Genomic DNA, 20,532 nt, shown 5'->3' on the forward strand with positions numbered 1-20,532 from the left:
GAGCCCGCGCCGATTATCACGCCGTCTTTTTCGCCAGCGCCGCGCGCTTCGAAAGATAGGGCTTCGGCGTGTAGGTCAGGTTCTGCACCCACGGGAAGCTCGGCACGCGGTGCTTGTTCGCGATGTTCGGGATATCCTGGTCGATCGCGCCCGGCGACAAGGCCATCAGATGCGGGTTCGCCAGCGGCTTCATCGTCGGGTTGAGATAGCCGCACTTGAGCACGACGATCTTGAACGCGGTCGGCTCCAACCCGATGTCGCGGAACGCTTCCGCCGCATGATACGCCCGGCGGCGCGCGGAAAGCGTGACGGTGATACCGTTGAACTCAACCACGGCCTCGCCATCCTCCGGCTTGCTCACCTTGGTCAGCGATTTGACGGTGGCATTCACCTTCACCGGCTGGCTCTGGATCGGATCGAGCGAGCCGCCGATCGACAGCGGGATCGTCGCCCCTACCCCGGCCTTGTAGCAGGCGTCGGTCGCCGGGCGATCGGTCATCCCGCCCAGCAGCACGCTGGTCGCGCCGGCCTTCAGCAGCGCCTGGAGGAAGTTGCTCTGATCGGCATTGCCGCCGCCGCCGGGATTGTCGCCGGAATCCGAAATCACCACCGGGTGGGTTTTGGACGCCATCGCCTGCGCGATCGTTTCCTCGACGGTGCCTGTGGGGCTGCCGAACGTGAATTCGCGGCGCGCATCCCAGTAACGCTGCGCCAGTTCGGTCGCGATCTGCGCCTGCATGGCGGGTGCGGTGCCGGTCACCACCACCGACGCCGCCGAGCGCGGCTCATCCGCCCAGACATAGCCGACAAGCTGGGACACATCGAGGATGCCCGGTTGCCGGTTATACTCGCTGAGATCGGACCACAGCCGGCGGCCCGGCTGCCATTCGGTGCTGCTCTGCTCGCCCGCCAGCAGAACCGGGATCGTCGCCCAGGTGATATAGGGGCGGATGCCGTAGCGCAGGCAATGCGTGAGCATATCTGTCGCACGCATCGTGTTTTCCACGCGATCGACGTGCGGCGCGGTGCGATAGGCGGTGATGCAATCGAGATTGTCGACGATGCGCTGGCTGACATTGCCGTGCAGATCGTAGCTCGCGGAAATCAGGCAATCCGGGCCGACGACCTTGCGGGTGGCCTCATACCAGTCGCCCTCGGCATCCTGCAGCCCTTCGACGAACAGCGCGCCGTGCATCGCGCAATAGACGCCATCGAGCGGCAGCAGCGCGGTGAGGCGCTGGAGATATTCGGCCTTCAGCGCCTGATAGGCCTGATGGTCCATCGGGCCGCCCGATCCGGCATTCGCCACCAGCGTCGGCAGGAAATCCACGTCATAGCGTTTGAGGAACGCGAACCGATCATTCTCGGTGATCTCATCGCCGCGAAGGACATTGATATCGGCCATCTTCGCGCGGATGCGGCTATAGGTGCTGCATTCCGATGCGATCCCGCCGACGGCGATGCGCGGCGAACGCTTGAACACGGGGATCAGCCCCTTCGCGCCCGCGGCACTGGCCGCGAACGAAGTCAGCGCGATGGCGGATGCCGATTTCAGAAAAGAACGACGTTGCATGGCAAATTGTCCCTTCGACTTACGCGAAATTCAGGATGCGTGCGCCAGCGGAGCGCGCCTTTGTCCGGGTCCGAAAAAAGCCGCTGCCGGCATATCACCGGCAGCGGCCTTTCATCAGAACGCCGAGCTGATCGAGAAGGTGGCGCCGATGCCGCCCCCGATCAGATAGGTCGGCGCCGAGCCGGCGATGGTCGTGCCGCCACGGCTGATCGTCGGCAGCGCGTTCGATGTCACCCCCTGCATCCCCGACAGATATTTCTTGTCGGTGAAGTTGGTGAGGTTGAACTGCATCTGCGGCTTCTTGAGGAAGGCGACATTGGAGAAGCGGTAGCCCGCGCTGATGTTGCCCGTCAGGAAAGCCGGCAGGATCTCGTCATTCATGAACGTCGAGAATTGCTTGCCGACATAATTGCCGTCGATCGAGGCGAAGAAGCTGCCGTTATCATAGCTGATGCCGCCCGATGCGATGAACTCGGGGCTGAGCACGGCCTTCTTGCCCGCGGTCGGCAGATATTCGCCGCGCACCGGATAATCGTCCTTGGTGCTCGCATCGAGATACTGCGCCGAGAAATACGGGCTGAAGCCATGATAGGGCACCAGGCCGATTTCGAACTCGACGCCGCGCGCGTTCTGCTTGCCGACGTTGACGGCGAAGCCAACGCTCGTCCCGTCGACGATCTGGCTGCCCTGCACCAGCCGGTCACGCAGATCATAGTTGAACGCCGCGATCGTGAAGTGGACGACATCGCCATGATGGCGGAAGCCGATTTCCTCGCCGATCGAATATTCCGGCTTGAAGTTGCCCGACGGCGTGCTCGAAGGCTTGCCGGTCGCCACCGAATAGATGTTGGCATAGGACGACACGGCGGACGGCGCGCGGAACGCGGTCGTCACGTCGGCGAACACCTGGTTCTGATCGTCGAAGCTGTAGCGGATCGACGCCTGCGGCAGCGGCTTGCGGCTGACGCTGGTGACGTGCATCGCGGTGCCGACGAGCGGGCTGGTCCCGACGCGATCGACCCACACATATTTGAACCCGGCGTTGATGAGCAGCTTGTCGTCCATCGCCTTGGAGGTGATGTCGGCATAGACGCCGTGGACGTTCTGGGTGATGTGCGAGGCGAAGCCGCGCAGGATTTCGCCCTTGTTGGTCAGCACCGAGCCGCGATTGCCATAAGGATCGGTGACGTTGCCCTTGGCATCCGCCACCTGATAGGCCGAGCGTTCGTCATGGACGAAGTGCGAATACCAGTAACCGGCACGGACCTGGCTCGATCCGAAATCCCACTTCAGATAGCTGTTCTGGCCGATCGTCTTCTGGTCATAGCGATCGACGTTCATCACCGTCGCGGTGGTCGCGCCCGGCGCGGCGCCCGGCGCCTGCAACGGACCCGCCGGCACGCTGCCCTGATAGGCGGTCACCAGGCCGAGGTTGCTCGCGCCGTTGATGATGCCGTGGGTGTAGAGGTAATAAGGCGTCACCGCCAGTTCGAGGTTGTCGGTCAGGCGGATGTTCGACGGCGCGCTGACATAGAGACTCTGCCGGTCAGCCACGCGGAGGCGATAGTAGTTCGCGTTGCCGGGCGTGTAGGTCGCGTCGAAGTTGAAATTCCGGCCATCGGACTTCCACTGCGCCATCGTGGGATTGCGCGAGCGATCCGACTTTTCCTCGTTATAGGTCGCGACGAGCGAGACATAGCTGTCCTGCCCCCAATCCTTCACGAACTTGCTGTCGATGTGGTGGCGCTCGGTGCGGCCCGGCCCACGCCAGCTTGAATTGTAGGTGCGCGAACCGGAAACGAAGCCGCGAATGCCGCTCGAACCGATTTCGCCGGTTTCGAGGCGCAGGAACTGGCGGTTGAGATTGTAGTTGCCGAACGCGACCGAGGCATAGCCGCCGGCCTGCCGCGATGGCGCGCGCAGTTCTTCCTGCATCAACGCGCCGACCGAATTGTAAACCGGCGCGGTGATGTCGGTCGAGCCGCGCGTCAGGTTGATGAGGCCGATGTTCTCCGAATCCGCCCATTCGCTCGGAAACGCGCTGTACGAAAGCTGGTCGCCGATCGGCATACCTTCGAAGTTGAAGCCGAGCGACGTCTGGCTGAGGCCACGGATCGACAGGTTCGTGCTGGTGCCGAACGGGTCACCCGAGCCTACCACCACGCCCGGCAGGCTCTTGATCGCGGCGAAGGCGGTGGTGGTGCCGGCGAGCTTGTCGATATAATCGCGCGTGATGGTGCTGCGCAGCTTCGTGCCGGTCTGCACCGCCATCAGGCCGCCGCCCGGCGTCGTATTGGTCACGCCGTTCGCGGAAGACGCGCGGCCCGTGACGACGATGTCCTGCGTGTTCTGATCCGACGTGCCGTTGAAGCGTTCGGCTTGCGGCCGGGCATCTTCCTTCGCGCTTTCCTGCGCATAAGCGGCGTTGCCGCCGACGATCGCGATCAGTGCCGTCGTGAGAAAAAGTCGGCCAACCTGGTATTTCAACGTCATGATTTCCCCTTCGATGATTATTGTATGAGCCGCGGCGGCCAATCAGGCTCGCCGGGCCTCCTCCACGTGCGAGCGATGCTCGCGGGTTCGAAATGCGGTCAGATCCGGAACAGACCTCGCCCCGCCGCGACGCTGGCCGCGCCGATCGCCCAGGCTTCGGGGCCGAGGTGCATCATGGCGATGTCGATCGGATGCGCCTCGCTGCCCATCACATTCGCGTTGATCGTCTGGCGAATGACATGGGCGTAAGAGCCGTCGAGCGGCCCATCGGATAGCGCGATCAGGATATGATCCGGATCGAGCGCCTGAATAAGCTGCGACACGGCAAGGCCAAGCGCCTCGCCCGCCTTGTGCAGGATCGCCACCGCCGCCTGATCGCCGTGATCGGCGGCATCGCCAAGCGCCGCGAGGCCTTCGGGCAGGCCGGCATTGCGCGCCGCATTGGCGATGCTTCTGGCGGACGCCAGCGTGTCCAGGCAACCGCGCTTGCCGCATTTGCACGGCAAACCGTTCAGCTCGATCGTCGCATGGGCGATCTCGCCCGCGCCGCCGCGCGCGCCGCGATGCAATTCGCCGCCGAGGATCAGGCCGCAGCCGATGCCATCGCCGACCGAGACGACCGCGCAGGCATTGGCACCGCGCAGGCTGCCGAACAGATGCTGCCCGAGCGCCAGCGCATTGGCATCATTCTCCACGAAGGTGGCGAAGCCGGTGGCCTCGGCGATCATCGGGCCGATCGGAACGTCGCGCCATCCAAGCAGCGTGGATCGGACGCAGGCGCCGCTCGACGGATCGACAAGGCCGGGGATCGCGACGCCGATGCCGGCCAGCCGCTCCCGCGCGCCGCCATGATCCGCCAGCACCTGATCGAGCGCCTGCGCCACGGCGGCGGCCACGTCCTGCGGCTGGCCGCCGCTCGCGACCGTCGCCTCGCCGACCACGCGACCGTGCAGATCGGTCAGCCGCATGACGAACGGCACCGATGCCAGCGAGACGCCGACGAAGAAGGTAGAGGAAGCGGCAAGCTCGAGCCTGATCGACGGACGACCGGCGCCGTAAACGATCTCACCCTCCGCCAGCATTCCGCTTTCGATGAGATCGGCCGCCAGCGCCGATATGGAGCCTTTGCTGACGCCAAGCTCCCGCCCCAGCTCGGTCCGGCTGAGCGGCCCCGACTGGTTAATCAAACGCAGGACATGGGCGTGCATTTCCGTCAGCACGGGCGCGTTGCTCCTCATCACTGGCGCGCATTAAAATCAAAATCGAACCTAAGTGCAATATTTATTTCACATTATGAATTAAGATGCCCGCGATAGTTTGACAATCGCCGCATATCCCGCCAGATTTGGCGCCAACACAGGCGTGATTTTCAGCCCGGACAGTGGCGTAGCGCCGCGCGGAATCGGTGCGCGCGACAACGCGCGGGAGGAAATGCAATGACGGCGCGGAGCGCGACACAAACCCAAGGCGCGGGCACCGGCTCGCTGGGAACCGCCGCGATCGTCGGGGTGATGTTCTTCATCTTCGGATTCGTGACGTGGCTCAACGGCCCGCTGATTACGTTCGTGAAGCTCGCCTTCACGCTCGATGACGTATCGGCCTTCATGGTGCCGATGGTGTTCTACATGTCCTATTTCTTCCTCGCGCTGCCCTCCGCGATGATCCTGCGGCGGACGGGGATGAAAAAGGGCATGACGCTCGGCCTGTTCATCATGGCGCTCGGCGCGATCGTCTTCGGCCAGATGGCTACGACCCGCATCTTCTCCGGCGCGCTTTCCGGCCTGTTCATCATCGGCGGCGGCCTCGCCATCCTGCAGACGGCGGCCAACCCCTATGTTTCGATTCTCGGCCCGATCGAAAGCGCCGCGCAGCGCATCGCGGTGATGGGGATATTCAACAAGCTGGCCGGCATCCTCGCGCCGGTGGTGATCGGCACGCTCGTGCTGCATGGCGTGGGCGCGCTGGACGTGCAGGTGAAGGCCGCCGCGAACCATGCCGAGCGCGAGGCGCTGCTCGATGCCTTCGCCGCCAATATCCACACGCCCTATATGATAATGGCCGGGCTGCTGGCGTTGCTCGGCCTTGTCGTGCTGCGCTCCCCCCTGCCAGATATCAGGCCCGAACCATCACCCCGCGCGCAATCGGGCGGCGATCGCGGGCTGCTCGCCTTCCCGCATCTCTGGCTCGGCGCATTGTGCCTGTTCCTCTATGTCGGCGTGGAGGTGATGGCCGGCGACGCGATCGGATCATACGGCCACAGCTTCGGCCTGCCGCTTGAGGAAACCGCCTTCTACACCTCGTTCACGCTCGCCGCGATGTTGCTCGGCTATCTCGCCGGCCTCGTCCTCATTCCGCGGTTCATCTCGCAGGAACGCTATCTGGCGATCTCCGCTGTCATGGGCGTGGTGCTGGTGATCGGCGCTTACATGACCACCGGCTATATCTCGGTCGCGTGCGTCGCGGCGCTCGGCTTTGCCAATGCGATGATGTGGCCGGCGATCTTCCCGCTCGCGATCCGCGATCTTGGCCGGTTCACCGAAACCGGCTCGGCGATCCTCATCATGGCGATTTGCGGCGGCGCGATCCTGCCGCAGATTTTCGCCCATATGAAAGATTATTTCGACTTCCAGCTCGTCTTCCTGCTCATCATGGTGCCGGCATATTGCTACATCTTCTTCTTCGGCATCTGGGGCAGCCGCGTGAATCAGGCTGAGGCCGCCGAATGACCCTGCTCGAAGTCTGCGTCGACACGCCCGCCGGGCTGCTGGCGGCGGCGGAGAACGGCGCGGATCGGATCGAGCTGTGTTCGGCGCTGGCGACGGGCGGGCTCACCCCCACCGCCGGTCTGATGGCGCTCGCCGCCGCGCTTTCGATCCCGACGCGCGCGATGATCCGCCCGCGCGGCGGCTCGTTCGTTTTCGATGCCGCCGAATGCGATGTGATGCTTCGTGATATCGACGCGGCGCGCGCCGCCGGGCTTGAGGGCATCGTGATCGGCGCGATGACCCGCGACGGCCTGCTCGATCACGCGTTGCTCGAACGGCTGATGCGCCACGCACAGGGCCTGAAGATCACGCTGCATCGCGCGGTCGATCTGCTGGCCGATCCGGTCGAGGCGGTCGATCCGGCGATCGCGCTCGGCATGTCCACGATCCTCACCTCGGGCGGCGCCCGCAAGGCGGTGGACGGCGTGGAGGTGATCGCCGCGATGCACGAGCGCGCGCACGGCGGCATCGAGATACTCGCCGGCAGCGGCGTCAACGCGGGCAATGCGCAGGCGATCCTTGCCGCGACGGGCATCAGCGCGCTTCATGCCTCGTGCAGCCGCCCCGTCACCGCCACGGACGCGCGCCTGCTCGATCTGGGGTTCGAGACTCCCGGCCGCTTCGAAACCGATGGCGCGCTCGTCGCCGCGCTCCGCCATGCGATGCGCGGAGCGTAAATCCCCGGCACCGCCAACAGATGACCAGAGCAACACCGAACCTTATGCCCAGCACCCTCGCGGAAGGCCGCGCCACGCACCCCGAACAGACTCTGATGCACGCGGAAGCGGGCGACGCCGCAAACGCCGCCGCGCGCTTCCTCACCGGCAATGCGGAAACGCTGGCGCGGATCGCCGCGCGCCTGCGCGCCACGCCGCCGGCGTTCGTCGCCACCTGCGCGCGCGGATCATCCGACCATGCGGCGACCTACGGGAAATATCTGTTCGAAACGCTGATCGGCATCCCAACCGCGTCCGCCGCGCCATCGGTCGCCTCGATCTTCACCGCGCCGCTCCGCGCGCGCGGCGCATTGTGCATCGCGATTTCGCAATCCGGGCGCAGCCCCGATCTGTTGCGGACGGTGGAGGCCTATAAGACTGCCGGCGCGTTCACCGTCGCGGTGGTCAACGATGCAGCCTCCCCCCTCGCCTCGCTGACCGACGAGACGCTGCTGCTGCACGCCGGCCCGGAACGATCGGTGGCGGCAACCAAATCCTATATTACCTCGCTCGTCGCCCTTGCCGCGCTCGCCGCGCATTGGGCGGACGACCGGGCATTGCTCGACGCGCTCGCGCGGCTGCCGGGCGATCTGGCCCATGCGTTCGATCTCGACTGGGGCGCGGCATTGACCGCGCTGTCGGGCGCGACCAACCTGTTCGTGATGGGCCGTGGATACAGCCTTGCCGTGGCGCAGGAAGCCGCGCTGAAACTGAAGGAGACCTGCGCGCTCCATGCCGAGGCATTCTCCTCCGCCGAGGTGCGCCACGGGCCGATGGCGATCGTTGGCGAAGGCTTCCCGATCCTCGCCTTCGCCACTTCGGACAAGGTGGGTGACGATGTCCGCACCGCCGCGGGCGAGTTCGAGGCGCGCGGGGCGACGGTGGCGATCGCCGATGCGAGCGATCCGGCGGCGCACCTGCCCACGATCGCGGCGAACCCCATCGTCGAGCCGATCCTGATGATCCAGAGCTTCTATCGCTTCGTGAACCTGCTCGCGGCGGCACGCGGGCTCGATCCCGATGCGCCACCGCATCTGCGCAAGGTGACGCAGACGCTATGAGCGGCACCCGCTTCATCAACGGCGCGATCGCCGGCGGCCTCGACAGCCTCGTCATCGAAGGCGCGGCGATCGCCAGCCGCCCCGCGTCGCCCACCGATGCGACGGTCGACCTTGCCGGCGGCTATCTGCTGCCGGGCTTCATCGACACGCAGGTGAACGGCGGCGGCGATGTGCTGCTGAACGACAGCCCCACGGTGGAAGCGATCGCGCGGATCGGCGCCGCGCACCGCCGCTATGGCACGACGAGCTTTCTGCCCACGCTGATCTCCGACGATCTCGACAAGGTGGATGCCGCGATGCGCGCGGTGGAGCAGGCGATCGACGCGGGCGTCCCCGGCGTAATCGGCATCCACCTGGAAGGGCCGTTTCTGAACGCCGCGCGCAAGGGAACGCATGACCCTGCGAAATTCCGCACGCTCGATGATGATGCGATCGCGTTGCTCTCCAGCCTGAAGGCTGGCCGCACACTGGTTACGCTCGCGCCCGAAACCTGCACCGATGACGACATCCGCCGGCTGGCTTCGGCCAGCGTGGTCGTTGCGGCCGGGCATACCGACGCCTCGTATGAGCGGATGAAATCGGCCTTCGCGGCGGGCGTGTCTGGTGTGACGCACCTGTTCAACGCCATGTCCCCGCTCAGCCATCGCGCGCCTGGCGTCGTCGGCGCGACGCTGGAGGATGAGCAGGCTTATGCCGGTATCATCGTGGACGGCCATCACGTGTCACCCGCCGCGCTGCGGATCGCGATCCGCTCACGCCCGCGCGATCGCTTCATGCTGGTGACCGATGCCATGCCAACGGTCGGCAGCGCGACCAAGACGTTCAGCCTGCAAGGCAAGACGATCCGCGCGAATAACGGCGTGTGCATGGAGGAGAACGGCACGCTCGCCGGCTCCGATCTCGATATGGAAACCGCGCTGCGCAACGCGGTGGCGATGATCGGCCTGTCGGTGGATGAAGCATCGTTCATGGCATCCGGCGCGCCGGCGGCGTTCCTCGGGCTGCGCGATCGCGGGTCGCTTATCCCCGGCCAGCGCGCCGATCTGGTCTGGCTGGACGCGGAGCTTCGCCTGCGCGCCGTCTGGCAGGCGGGCGAACGCGTCCCGCCCGCCGCCTGAATCTGTTGCTTTGCGAAATTCATGATTACGGCGGTTGCCGGCATCGAGCCGCGACCGCGCGAGACCTCTGCACAAGGTCGATAGGAGGCAAGAAGTGAGGATCTGCGCCGACGTTGGCGGCTCTTTCGTGGATATGGCGCTGGTCGACGAGAACGCGTCGATCCATCATCGCGCCAAATTTCCGACCCCGGTTGATGACTGGGATGCCTTTGTCGATATCTTCCGCCAGTTTCAGGCCGCCCATGCCGGCAGCATGGCGCCGGATGATGCGATCTCGATCGCGATCGCCGGGCTTGTCGCGCGTGATGGCGGCAGGATCATTTCCGCCAATGTGAGTTGCACGCACGGTCGCCCGCTCGCGCATGATCTCGCATCGGCGCTCGGTCGCCCCGTTTTCGTCATCAACGATGCCGACGCCTTCGTGCTGGGGGAGGCCCGGCTGGGCGTGGCCGTCGGGCACGATCGGGTTTTCGGCCTGATCCTGGGCACTGGCGTCGGCGGCGGCATCATCGAGAATGGCCGCGTCGTCACCAGCGCGCTTGGCGTTGGCGGCGAATGGGGCCACGGCCAGATGATGATCCCCGCCCCCAATATGCCGGGCGCGATCCCGGTGTTCAAATGCGGCTGCGGGCGGACGGGGTGCCTCGATACGCTGGGCAGCGCGCGCGGCATCGAACGGCTTCATCTTTTCCTGAGCGGCGAGACGCTGACCAGCAAGGAGATCACGCACGGCTTCAGCGCGGGCGATCCGAAAACCATCACCACGGTTGAATATTTCACCGACCTGTTGGCGGGCGCCCTGTCGGCCATCCTCAATACTTTTCCGGCGAGCATCGTGCCGGTGGGCGGCGGGCTTTCCAATTCCGGCGAGTTGATCGCCCATATCGACCGCAAGGTTCGTGCAAACATGCTGTCCGCGCCTGCCCAACCCATTCTGGCGACGACGATTCTCGGCGGAAACGCGGGCTTGCTGGGCGCCTATTTCGCGGCGGAGTGATCGGGCCGGGCTGTCCCCGGCGGCAGCCACCGGCTATTGCGGAACGGCATCCCAGACACAGGCGGGCGGATATGGATTTCTCGGCGCTGCAACAGACCAGCAAGATCGGCGACGCATGGCGCTATCCCGAAGCGGAAGCGCGACGCAATGGGTTGCTGCACGTCGATTCCGATCCCGACCATCGCCTCTACTGGGAAGAATATGGCAATCCGGCGGGCGAGCCGGTCATGGTGCTGCACGGCGGCCCCGGCGGGGCGTGTTCCCCGGCGATGGCGCGCTATTTCGATCCCGCGCGCTATCGCGTGATCCTGTTCGATCAGCGCGGCTGCGGCAAAAGCGAGCCGACGGTGGCATCGGCGGGCGCCGCGATCGCGCTCACCAACAACACCACGCCGCATCTCGTCGCGGATATCAACCGGCTGCGTGACGCGCTCGGCATCACCGGGCGGATGCACGTATTCGGGGGAAGCTGGGGCAGCACGCTGGCGATGGCCTATGCGATCGCGCACCCCGAGCATTGCGCGAGCCTGATCCTGCGCGGCATCTTCCTCGGCGCGGCGGAAGACCTCCATTTCATGTATCAGGGCAATGCTGCGACGTTCGCTGCTGCCCCGTTCGCGCTCACCGCGCCGGGCGCCTATGTCAGCTATCCCGAGGCGTGGCGCGCGTTTCTGACGCCGATCGCCCCCGCCGATCGCGGGGACGTGATGCGCGCCTATAAAGCGATCTTCGACATGGTCCCGGTGACGCAAGACGAGCGCGAGCGCCAGCTCGCGGCGGCGCTCGCCTGGTCGGTGTGGGAGGGGACAATTTCCAATGCGATCCCCGATACCGGCGACAGCGGAAAGTTCGGCGACGAGACATTCGCCTTGTGCTTCGCGCAGATCGAGGCGCATTTCTTCGCCAATGCGCTGTTCATGGCGCCGGATCACATCATCCGCAGCGCCGCCACGCTGGCGCGCATCCCGATCCATATCGTCCACGGGCGGTTCGATCTCGTCTGCCCGTTGACCCAGGCGTCGCGCCTTGTCGCGGCCCTTGCCGATGCCGGTGCGACGCCCGCAACCTTCGTCGTGACCAACGCCGGGCACAGCGCGATGGAGCGTGAGAACGCCCTCGCGCTGACCGCGATCATGGATGGCCTGCCCGCGCTCGCCTGAACACACCCGAAGCGCGGCGAACAATGCGCGATCACGCCAGGCTTTCGCGCAGCCCGGCCACGGGTTCGCGCTCGCCCATGCGCTCCAGTTCATCAAGCGTGGCGATCGCCATCGCGCGATATGCCGGCAGGGTTTCGGGGCAGTAATCATCCAGCGCGTCCAGATGGTTGCGGATCGTTTCGCTATCGCCACGCAGCAGCGGGCCGGACAAGGCCGCGAACCCGTGTGCCAGGCTGTTCTCCAGCGCCGCGCGAACCAGCGGCGCGAGCAACGCCCGCGGCTCCTCCACGCCCGCCACCGCCAGCGCGCGGGATGATCCGCTCAGCAACGTCACCAGATGGTTCGCGGCGTGGCACAAAGCAGCGTGATAGAGCGAGCGATGACCTTCCGATATCGCGATCGCGACGCCACCCAGCAGCCGCACCACCTGCCCCGCGCGCGCATCGGCCTCCGCGCTCGATCCCGTAACCGCGAAGCGCGCGCCCGCCATGCGCGACACTTCGTTCGATGGATCGCCGGTGAAGGTCATCACCGGATGGATCGCGGCGGTTATCGCGCCCCGCGCCCTGAGCGGTTCCAGGATCGCCACGCCGCTGCGCCCGCTCACGTGGAAAATGAACGGCGACCGCCCCTCGGGCAGCGCGCGACAGAGTTCCGCAACGACGGGTTCGATCGCATCGTCGGACACCGCGATGACGATCAGGTCACACGCCTCGGCAAGAATGTCGTAGCGCGCCACGGCTGTCGCGCGCGCCACCTGCGCCACTGCGGCATCCCGCCCGGCGGGTGAGCGACCGTATAGCAACGGTGGTGCCGCCGAATGCGCGCCAAGGCCGAGCGCGAGCGCGCGCGCGACCCGCCCCGAGCCGACCACCCCGATCTGCCGATATGCCATCCCGTCCGTCATACCGCGCGTTTAACGTGGCTGGCCGAATCCAGCCATAGACGGCGATCAACTCCGCACCCCCGTCACGTGGAGGAACCGTAGATTAGCGACGCGGGCCACCGAAGCGGCTGCTTTCGAACGACACCGCGGCGGCGCCCCTGTCACCAAGCGGAATCTCCGCCGCCCCGTAAGCGCCTCGCGCGCCATTCGTCCCGATCATGAAGCCGACTTCACCGTGAACCCGGCGATCCGGCCCTGTCGGCCCCGGTTGTTCGCCGCGCGCGCGCGCCGCGCTCTCTACGGTATTGGCGTTCAGAATGGCATCGCGCTGCTCGTCCGTCAGCCGCCGGATATCGCCATCGGTGGCGGGCGCGGGCTGCGACGTTGCCGATTGCGCGACCGCCGCTGTCGCCCCGCACGACCATCCCAGCGCAAGAGCGAATGCGATCGACAGGGCGCGGGCGTTCGGCGACATCGGGCTGGTCATGCGCTTCTTATGGACCCGGCAAGCCTGACCACAAAGTGAACAATGCGCTGGCCGCCCGCGTCCACAACCGATCTCGACCCCGCGCCGGGAACCACGCTATGGGGCGCCCATGCCCCTTCCCCACCCGCTCGACCGCCCGATCTGGCTGGCACTCAACGGTCGTCACGCGCGGTTCGCGCTCGTGCGGGGTGGCGCGCGGCGGTACGATCCGGCTTATGGAGTCTTCGCCGCCGTTGAAGACCGTTCCGACGCCAGCCTCGCCAATCTCGCCGCGCTCGTGGCCGAACATGGCGACGTGGCGTTGCTCGAGGCCGATCCGCCCGGCGAGGCGCCGGGCGTGATCGTCGCATCACAGGATCTCGGCGTTCAGATGACGACGAGCCGCCTCACGCCTGGCCCAACCCCGCCCGTCCAGCTTGTGCCCCTTGGTGAAAGCGACGCGGCGGAGATGCTGGCGCTCGCGACGCTCACCGAACCCGGCCCGTTCTTTGGCCGCACGCATCAACTGGGCGATTTTTTCGGCATAAAGGCGGACGGGCGCCTCGTCGCCATGGCGGGCGAGCGCATGAAACCCGATGGCTTCACCGAGGTGAGCGGAGTCTGCACGCATCCGGATTATCGCGGTCGCGGGTTTGCCGCCGCACTGATGCGGCTGGTGGCGAAACGCATTCTGGATCGCGGCGAAATGCCGTTTCTGCACGCTTATGCCAGCAATCGCGGCGCAATCGCGCTGTATGAAACGCTTGGCTTCGCGGTGCGGCGTGAGGTGCTGATGACGAGGCTTACGCGGGGATAGCGAAAATCCGCCGGCGCTCCCGCCCGCCAGATCGCAATGATCCGCCCGGCCCGATCCGGCAGCCCTGCTCAAGCCGCGAGTCCGCCCCCGCCGGGGAGCCGCGCCGGATCGGCACCGTCCATTTGCATCATTAGTTTCACAATCTAATGAAAAAAAGACCAATTATTTCAATATCAGTGCGGTAATTTAAAATTGCGTTGACGGGCGTTTCGGTTTCAAATTTACGCGATCCGCGCGACGAAGATCGTGCGGACGCAAAGGGAATTCCCGAGTGGGTGCAAACCTTGCTCGGGCGGTGAATTGAGACGCGGGGACATGGTCGCCCGCACGCAAAGGGGGGATAAAGCATGACTATTCGCGGAACGCGGCGCGCGTTGGTGGCCGGGATTCTGGTAGGCGCTTCGTCGCTCGCCACCTCCACGGCGCTGCACGCCCAGACGACCGACATTCAGGAAGCTTCGGCGCAATCGGCCCCGGCTTCCGCTCCCGGAAACGATACCGAAATCGTTGTCACCGCGCTGAAGCGCGCAACCAGCATCCAGCAGACGCCGCTGGCGATTTCGGCGGTGAGCGCGGAAACGCTTACCAAGCAGAACATCACCGATTCGCTGGCGCTGAGCCGCGTTTCGCCCGGCCTTCAGATCAACGAAAACGCCAATGGCGGCAGCCGCGTCATCATCCGTAACCTTTATGCAACCGGCGAAGCGCTGGTCGGCATCTATTACGACGATGTTCCGCTGAGCGGCACCGGCGGCGTTTCGAACGACGCGGGCGGCACGCAGCCGAGCCTGCGCCTGTTCGACGTGGAGCGCGCCGAAGTGCTGCGCGGCCCGCAGGGCACGCTCTATGGCGCAAGCTCGATGGGCGGCACGATGCGCATCATCTTCAACAAGCCCAAGCTCGACCGCTACGAAGGCGCGATCGACGGCCAGTTGAACACCTCCGCCGACAGCCATGGCGCGCTCGGTCGGCAGGTGAACGGCATGGTGAACGTGCCGATCATCGACGGGGTGCTGGGCGTCCGCGCGACCGGCTATTACGATCGCACCGCGGGCTATATCGACAACAGCCTGCTCGGCCTGCGCAATATCAATTCCAATAAGAGCTATGGCGGTCGCGCGACCGTGCGCGTCAAGCCGGCGGACAATATCACCATCGATCTGATGGCGGTCTATCAGAACCGCAAGGGCGCCGGCACGAGCTGGAACTATACCGAATATCAGTTGACCGGGAAGCGTTACGACCAGCCGTTGCTGATGCAGCAGCCGCAGGAAGACCGGATGAAGCTGTTCTCCGGCACGATGAACTGGGATATGGATTTCGCCACGCTGACGGTGGCCGCGTCCTATACCGACCGTCTTTTGCAGTACAAGTTTGATTACACGCCATATTTCGCGCAATATCAGACGCCTAACCTGACCGGCGGGCTTGTCGGCAACACGAAATCCGGCGCGAACATCCCCGGTTACAACAACTTTGTGAACGATTGTCTCGCGGGCGCCATCCGCGGCACGACCTGCGACGGGGCCGGCTACCAGCAACTCGTCAACGGTTACGGCAACAGCACGACCTATCAGCCGCAGTCGAACAAGACGTCGACCGAGGAAATCCGCCTTGCCGACGATCGCAACGCCTTCAAATGGACGGTCGGCTTCTATCACAGCTATCGCAAGAACTTCACGCGCTCGATCCTGAGCCCGGCCGATCCGGTGACCGGCATCCAGCTTTTCCCGATCGGCTACCCGGCGGGCAACGTCTATACCGTCGGCGTTGACACCGTGGGCCTCGATCGCACGATCGACGATCGGCTTGAGCAGTTCGCGGGCTTCGCGGAAGGCACCTGGGACGTTACCAACAAGCTGAGCCTGACGGTGGGCGGGCGCTATTTCAAATACAAGAAGAACACCACGTCCACCGTTATCATCCCGAGCTATATCGCGGGCAACGTCCGCCAGGCGCCGCTGACCACCGGCGGCGACGAGAATGGCACGCTGTGGAAATTCAGCGCCAACTACAAATTCACCCGCGACGTGATGTTCTATGCCTCGGCAACGCAGGGCTATCGCCCCGGCGGCGTGAACCAGACGCTCGGGCTGCCGAGCTATGCCGCGATCTACAGCTCGGATTCGGTGTGGAACTATGAAGCCGGCCTGAAAACGGCGTGGTTCGATCGCAAGGTGGTTCTGAACGTCGATGCGTTCCGCATGGACTGGACGAACATGCAGATTTCGGCGAGCTACAACAACGCCTTCGGCTTCATCACCAACAGTTCCAGCCCGGCGCGGATTCAGGGTATCGAATTCGATACCGCTTTCTATCCGGTCGATCGCCTCTCGCTGAAGCTATCGGGCAGCTATATCGACGCCAAGCTGCGCGGCGATCAGGCGCTGCCGAACGGCATCACGCAATGCCCTGTCCCGTTCGTTCCGGGCACCACGGGCTGCGCGACGATCAGCGCGGGCAAGGCGGGCGATCCGATCCCCTATTCGCCGAAATGGACCCTGCAGGGCAGCGCGGATTACAGCACGCCGGTGGGCGACGATCTGGAGGTGATCTACCACGCCGATCTCAGCTATCGCAGCAGCGCGCTGACCACCTACAACCTGCCGCTCTATGCCGGCAAATACCCGACCGGCCCGGCCGGAACGCCGGGTGGTGAGGCGCTCTATACGCTGCCGGGCTTCGCCACGGTCGGCGCGCGGCTGGGGCTGGAGAAGGATCAGGGCCGCTGGGGCATCTATCTGTTCGCCAACAACCTGTTCAACTCGATCGGGTTGACCGGCCTGACGAACGGCCAGGGCAGCGCCACGCAATTGCCGTGGCGGTATAACGGCACGATCGTGAAGCCGAATTTCGCCGTCACCACCGCGCCGCGCGTCGTCGGCGTGCAGTTCATGGCCAAGTTCCGCTAATTCGCACGGGGAGTAATCCACCATGAAGTCTCGTATCTTGCGCGGCTGTGCAGTGGCCGCGCTGATCGGCGGCGTCTTTGTCGGGGGCACAGCCTCCGCCAAGGATGTCGTTATCCATGCCGGCAAGCTGATCGACGGCGTTTCGGCAACGCCCAGGACGCAGGTTTCGATCCTCATCCGTGATGATCGCGTCACGGGCGTGCAAAGCGGCTTCGTCACGCCCGCCGGGGCCGAGGTGATCGACCTTTCGACGAAGACGGTGTTGCCCGGCTTCATCGAAAGCCACGATCATATCTCGTCGAACGGCGATCGCCGCCCGCTCAACCGCTTCACGCTGACGACCGGCGACGCCACGATCGCCGCCGTCGCCAACGCGCGGCGGCTGATCGAGGAGGGGTTCACCACGGTGCGCGATCTCGGCTCCGACGGGATTTCCGCCCCGGCGGTGATCCGCGCGATCAACGCGAAGGAGATCGTCGGCCCCCGTTACTGGACGGCGCTTCAGGCGCTCGGCCCGACCGGCGGCCATTCCGATCGCCAGAACGGGCTCAGCCCCGCCGTTTCGATCGAGGGCCGTGACGCGGCGATCATCGACGGCGCGGAAGACGCCGTGGCCAAGGTGCGTCAGCATCGCCGCGATGGCGCGACGGTCATCAAGATCATGCCTTCGGGCGGGGTTGGCTCGATCGGTGACGATCCCAACCATATGACGATGACGGATGCCGAGATGAAGGCGGTGGTCGATACCGCGCACGAACTCGGGATGAAGGTCGCCGCGCACGCGCATGGCAAGCAGGCGATAGATCACGCGATCCGCGCCGGCGTCGATTCGATCGAGCACGGCACTTATTCGGACGCGGAAAGCTACAAGCTGATGAAGGAGCATGGCACCTTCCTAGTGCCGACGCTGCTCGTCGCCGATGCGATCTACCAAAATGCGGTGAAGCATCCCGAAACGCTGCCGCCAACCGTGGCGGACAAGGCGATCGCGGTGACGCCGGTGATGATCGGCAACGCCGGCCGCGCCTATAAGGCGGGGGTCAAGATCGCCTTCGGCACCGATCAGGGCGCCACGTCCGATCGCAACAAGGCCGAGGAATTCGCGCTGCTGGTCAAGGCCGGGCTGACGCCGATGGACGCGATCTTCACCGCCACGCGCAACGCCGCCGAACTGATCGGCACGCCGCAGGATATCGGCTCGGTTCAGGCCGGGCGTTATGCCGATATCGTCGCGGTCGATGGCGATCCGCTCGCCGATATCGCCACGCTCCAGCGCGTCGATTTCGTCATGAAGGGCGGCGAAGTGCTGAAAACCGGCGGGAAAATGGTACGATGAGCGGCGCAAGGAAAACGCTCGGCATCCTGCTCGGCGCGTGCTCGCTGCTGGCGGTTTCTCCGGCTCTCGCGAAAGACGTGGTGGTTCACGCCGGCACGCTGATCGACGGCGTATCGGCCACACCCAAGCGCCAGGTGTCGATCATCATCCGCGATGATCGCATCACCGGCGTGCAGAGCGGCTTCGTGACGCCGGCGGGTGCCGAAGTGATTGATCTTTCGACCAAGACGGTGCTGCCCGGCTTCATCGACACCCACGATCATATCTCGATGGATGCCGACTGGTCCGTGCTCGGGCGCTTCACGCGCAACGAGGCGGATGGCGTCATCACCGCGATGCGCAACGCCGAACGCGATATCGACCAGGGCTTCACCGCGGTGCGCGATTGCGGCTCGGGCCGTATCGAAGGGCCGGCGCTCCAGCGCGCGATCGCCGCCAAGCAGGTGATCGGCCCACGCATCTGGACCGCGATGCAGCCGCTGTCCGCCACCGGCGGCCATTCCGATCCGCAGAACGGGATGCAGCCCGGCGTGCATTTCGATGGCCGTGATCTGTCGATCGTCGACGGGGCGGAGGATGCCCGCGTCAAGGTGCGCCAGCACCGCCGCGACGGCGCCAATCTCATCAAGATCATGCCGTCGGGCGGGGTCGGCTCGATCGGCGACGATCCCAACCATATGACGATGACCGATGAGGAAATGCGCGCGGTCACCGAAACGGCACATGCGCTGGGCATCAAGGTCGCCGCGCACGTTCACGGCAACAAGGCGATCAACCATGCCGTCCAGGCCGGGGTCGATTCGATCGAGCACGGCACCTATGCGGATGCCACCAGCTACAAGCTGATGAAGGAGCGTGGCACGTTCCTCGTCCCCACCCTGCTCGTCGCCGACTGGATCTACCAGACGGCGGTGAAAACGCCGCAGAATCTGCCGCCGACGGTGGCCGAAAAGGCGATCGCGGTGACGCCGACGATGATCGGCAACGCGGGCCGCGCCTATAAGGCCGGGGTAAAGATCGCGCTTGGCACCGATTTCACCGGGCTTGGCGATCGCAACAAGGCCGAGGAGTTCGCGCTGCTGGTGAAAGCGGGGCTGACCCCGATGGACGCGATCCTCGCCGGCACGCGCAACGCCGCCGAACTGATCGGGGCGCCGCAGGATATCGGCTCGGTCCAAGCGGGGCGTTATGCCGATATCGTCGCGGTGGACGGCGATCCACTCGCCGATATCACCCGGCTGCAGCATGTCGCCTTCGTGATGAAGGGCGGCGATGTGCTGAAGAAGGACGGCAAGGTAAAACTGCCGGATTGAGGCTGACCGGAATGGGAGATTGAGGTCGTGAGTAGGCGCAGTCATCTGATCGCGCTGCCGCTCACGGCCTCCTCCCGCCGAACCGCGCACTGGCCTGGAGCGGGTGCCCACTCCACGCCCGCCGGCCAAAACCCACGCTTATTGATGGATGACGAAGCCAGCCGGCTCCGCAACCGGCTCGATCGGTCGCAGGCTCCGCGATAGCGCGACGGGCGCGCAGCGTCCCTCCAGCGCATCCAGTTCCCGCTCCACGATCGAGCGCAATTGCGCGCACAATATCTGGTGCCCTCGCCCGTTCCTTTCGGCCATCACGATCCATTGGCACAGGCCGCTGCCCAATGTGGCGATGAGATCCGCCAGATCGCCCAAAAGCGGCGCAAGCCTGTCGTCGGGCGCGCAGGCGGCAAGCGCCGCGATCAGTGCGCCGCGCACCTGCGCGCGCATTTCCTCCTGCAACAGCGCGATCCTGGGGTTGCGCGCCGATTCCGCCATGATTTCAGGCATCAGGCGATAGCCGTCCACGTCCTCATCATAACGGGTGAAGGATAATATCCACTCGCGTATCGCCGCCCGATCACCGGCGGCAATCGCTTCGTTCAGGTTCACCTCATCGAGAAATTGCGAAAAATCACGTCGTGCAAGCGCGGCGATAATGTCTTCCTTGCACGAGAAATCGCGATAGATCTGGCCCACCTTCACGCCCGTCGCAGCCGCGATCTGCGCGACGCCAGTGCCGTGAAAGCCATGTTTGACGAACAAATCACGCGATATTTCAAGGATATGATCCCGCCGTTTCATCGCTTTGGCGGCACGATCCGAGATGCTGCACTGCAAAAAAACTCTCCGACAAGAACCTTTCTGGCTTGCTCATGGTTTTGAGCAGGCGTAGGTCGCGTAAAACCGTGAGTGAACGCTCACT

Annotated in this window: 16 protein-coding genes; 10 read left to right on the forward strand and 6 right to left on the reverse strand. The window is 65.1% G+C overall.

The window, feature by feature from the left end:
• Nucleotides 1-16: 16 nt before the first annotated feature.
• From Q0316_RS12440 to Q0316_RS12450, 3 genes are all read right to left on the reverse strand, one after another.
• Complete coding sequence (locus Q0316_RS12440; protein ID WP_298672888.1) at nucleotides 17-1,573, reverse strand: M81 family metallopeptidase; 1,557 nt, start codon at nucleotides 1,571-1,573, stop codon at nucleotides 17-19.
• Between the two features lie 114 nt (nucleotides 1,574-1,687).
• Entirely contained in the window at nucleotides 1,688-4,066 is a 2,379-nt protein-coding gene (locus Q0316_RS12445) for a TonB-dependent receptor (protein WP_298672890.1), read from the reverse strand.
• A gap of 98 nt (nucleotides 4,067-4,164) precedes the next feature.
• Entirely contained in the window at nucleotides 4,165-5,304 is a 1,140-nt protein-coding gene (locus tag Q0316_RS12450) for an ROK family transcriptional regulator (RefSeq protein WP_298673086.1), read from the reverse strand.
• Between the two features lie 198 nt (nucleotides 5,305-5,502).
• On the opposite strand from Q0316_RS12450, the gene Q0316_RS12455 reads away from it, so the two are divergent.
• The 6 genes from Q0316_RS12455 (at nucleotide 5,503) to pip (ending at nucleotide 11,883) form a co-directional block, all read left to right on the forward strand.
• Nucleotides 5,503-6,792: a sugar MFS transporter gene (locus Q0316_RS12455; protein ID WP_298672893.1), complete on the forward strand. Its 1,290-nt coding sequence runs from the start codon at nucleotides 5,503-5,505 to the stop codon at nucleotides 6,790-6,792.
• Complete coding sequence (locus Q0316_RS12460) at nucleotides 6,789-7,508, forward strand: copper homeostasis protein CutC (RefSeq protein ID WP_298672895.1); 720 nt, start codon at nucleotides 6,789-6,791, stop codon at nucleotides 7,506-7,508. Before Q0316_RS12455 ends, Q0316_RS12460 begins: the two co-directional genes overlap by 4 nt.
• 44 nt (nucleotides 7,509-7,552) lie before the next feature.
• Nucleotides 7,553-8,608, forward strand: coding sequence for an SIS domain-containing protein (locus tag Q0316_RS12465; RefSeq protein WP_298672897.1), 1,056 nt, complete (start codon nucleotides 7,553-7,555; stop codon nucleotides 8,606-8,608).
• Nucleotides 8,605-9,726, forward strand: a complete 1,122-nt coding sequence (nagA, locus tag Q0316_RS12470; RefSeq protein ID WP_298672900.1) for an N-acetylglucosamine-6-phosphate deacetylase — start codon at nucleotides 8,605-8,607, stop codon at nucleotides 9,724-9,726. The genes Q0316_RS12465 and nagA overlap by 4 nt, the downstream gene beginning before the upstream one ends.
• Nucleotides 9,727-9,820: 94 nt before the next feature.
• Complete coding sequence (locus Q0316_RS12475) at nucleotides 9,821-10,723, forward strand: ROK family protein (protein WP_298672904.1); 903 nt, start codon at nucleotides 9,821-9,823, stop codon at nucleotides 10,721-10,723.
• Between the two features lie 71 nt (nucleotides 10,724-10,794).
• Nucleotides 10,795-11,883: a prolyl aminopeptidase gene (pip, locus tag Q0316_RS12480; RefSeq protein ID WP_298672906.1), complete on the forward strand. Its 1,089-nt coding sequence runs from the start codon at nucleotides 10,795-10,797 to the stop codon at nucleotides 11,881-11,883.
• 31 nt (nucleotides 11,884-11,914) lie between these two features.
• Here pip and Q0316_RS12485 read toward each other — a convergent pair whose 3' ends face one another.
• Complete coding sequence (locus Q0316_RS12485; RefSeq protein ID WP_298672908.1) at nucleotides 11,915-12,790, reverse strand: DUF2520 domain-containing protein; 876 nt, start codon at nucleotides 12,788-12,790, stop codon at nucleotides 11,915-11,917.
• A gap of 82 nt (nucleotides 12,791-12,872) precedes the next feature.
• Nucleotides 12,873-13,256, reverse strand: a complete 384-nt coding sequence (locus Q0316_RS12490) for a hypothetical protein (RefSeq protein WP_298672910.1) — start codon at nucleotides 13,254-13,256, stop codon at nucleotides 12,873-12,875.
• A 109-nt stretch (nucleotides 13,257-13,365) separates the two neighbouring features.
• On the opposite strand from Q0316_RS12490, the gene Q0316_RS12495 reads away from it, so the two are divergent.
• The 4 genes from Q0316_RS12495 to Q0316_RS12510 all read left to right on the forward strand — a co-directional run bounded on the left by Q0316_RS12495 (nucleotide 13,366) and on the right by Q0316_RS12510 (nucleotide 19,613).
• Entirely contained in the window at nucleotides 13,366-14,052 is a 687-nt protein-coding gene (locus Q0316_RS12495) for a GNAT family N-acetyltransferase (protein ID WP_298672913.1), read from the forward strand.
• A 347-nt stretch (nucleotides 14,053-14,399) separates the two neighbouring features.
• Nucleotides 14,400-16,964, forward strand: coding sequence for a TonB-dependent receptor (locus Q0316_RS12500; protein ID WP_298672915.1), 2,565 nt, complete (start codon nucleotides 14,400-14,402; stop codon nucleotides 16,962-16,964).
• A gap of 22 nt (nucleotides 16,965-16,986) precedes the next feature.
• Nucleotides 16,987-18,300 (forward strand): amidohydrolase family protein, encoded by a 1,314-nt coding sequence (locus tag Q0316_RS12505; RefSeq protein ID WP_298672917.1) that lies wholly within the window; start codon nucleotides 16,987-16,989, stop codon nucleotides 18,298-18,300.
• Nucleotides 18,297-19,613, forward strand: coding sequence for an amidohydrolase family protein (locus Q0316_RS12510; protein WP_298672919.1), 1,317 nt, complete (start codon nucleotides 18,297-18,299; stop codon nucleotides 19,611-19,613). The genes Q0316_RS12505 and Q0316_RS12510 overlap by 4 nt, the downstream gene beginning before the upstream one ends.
• Nucleotides 19,614-19,751: 138 nt before the next feature.
• Here Q0316_RS12510 and Q0316_RS12515 read toward each other — a convergent pair whose 3' ends face one another.
• Entirely contained in the window at nucleotides 19,752-20,411 is a 660-nt protein-coding gene (locus Q0316_RS12515; protein WP_298672920.1) for a TetR/AcrR family transcriptional regulator, read from the reverse strand.
• Nucleotides 20,412-20,532 lie beyond the last annotated feature (121 nt).

The sequence above is a fragment of the uncultured Sphingomonas sp. genome, from assembly GCF_937871615.1.
Lineage (GTDB): Bacteria > Pseudomonadota > Alphaproteobacteria > Sphingomonadales > Sphingomonadaceae > Sphingomonas.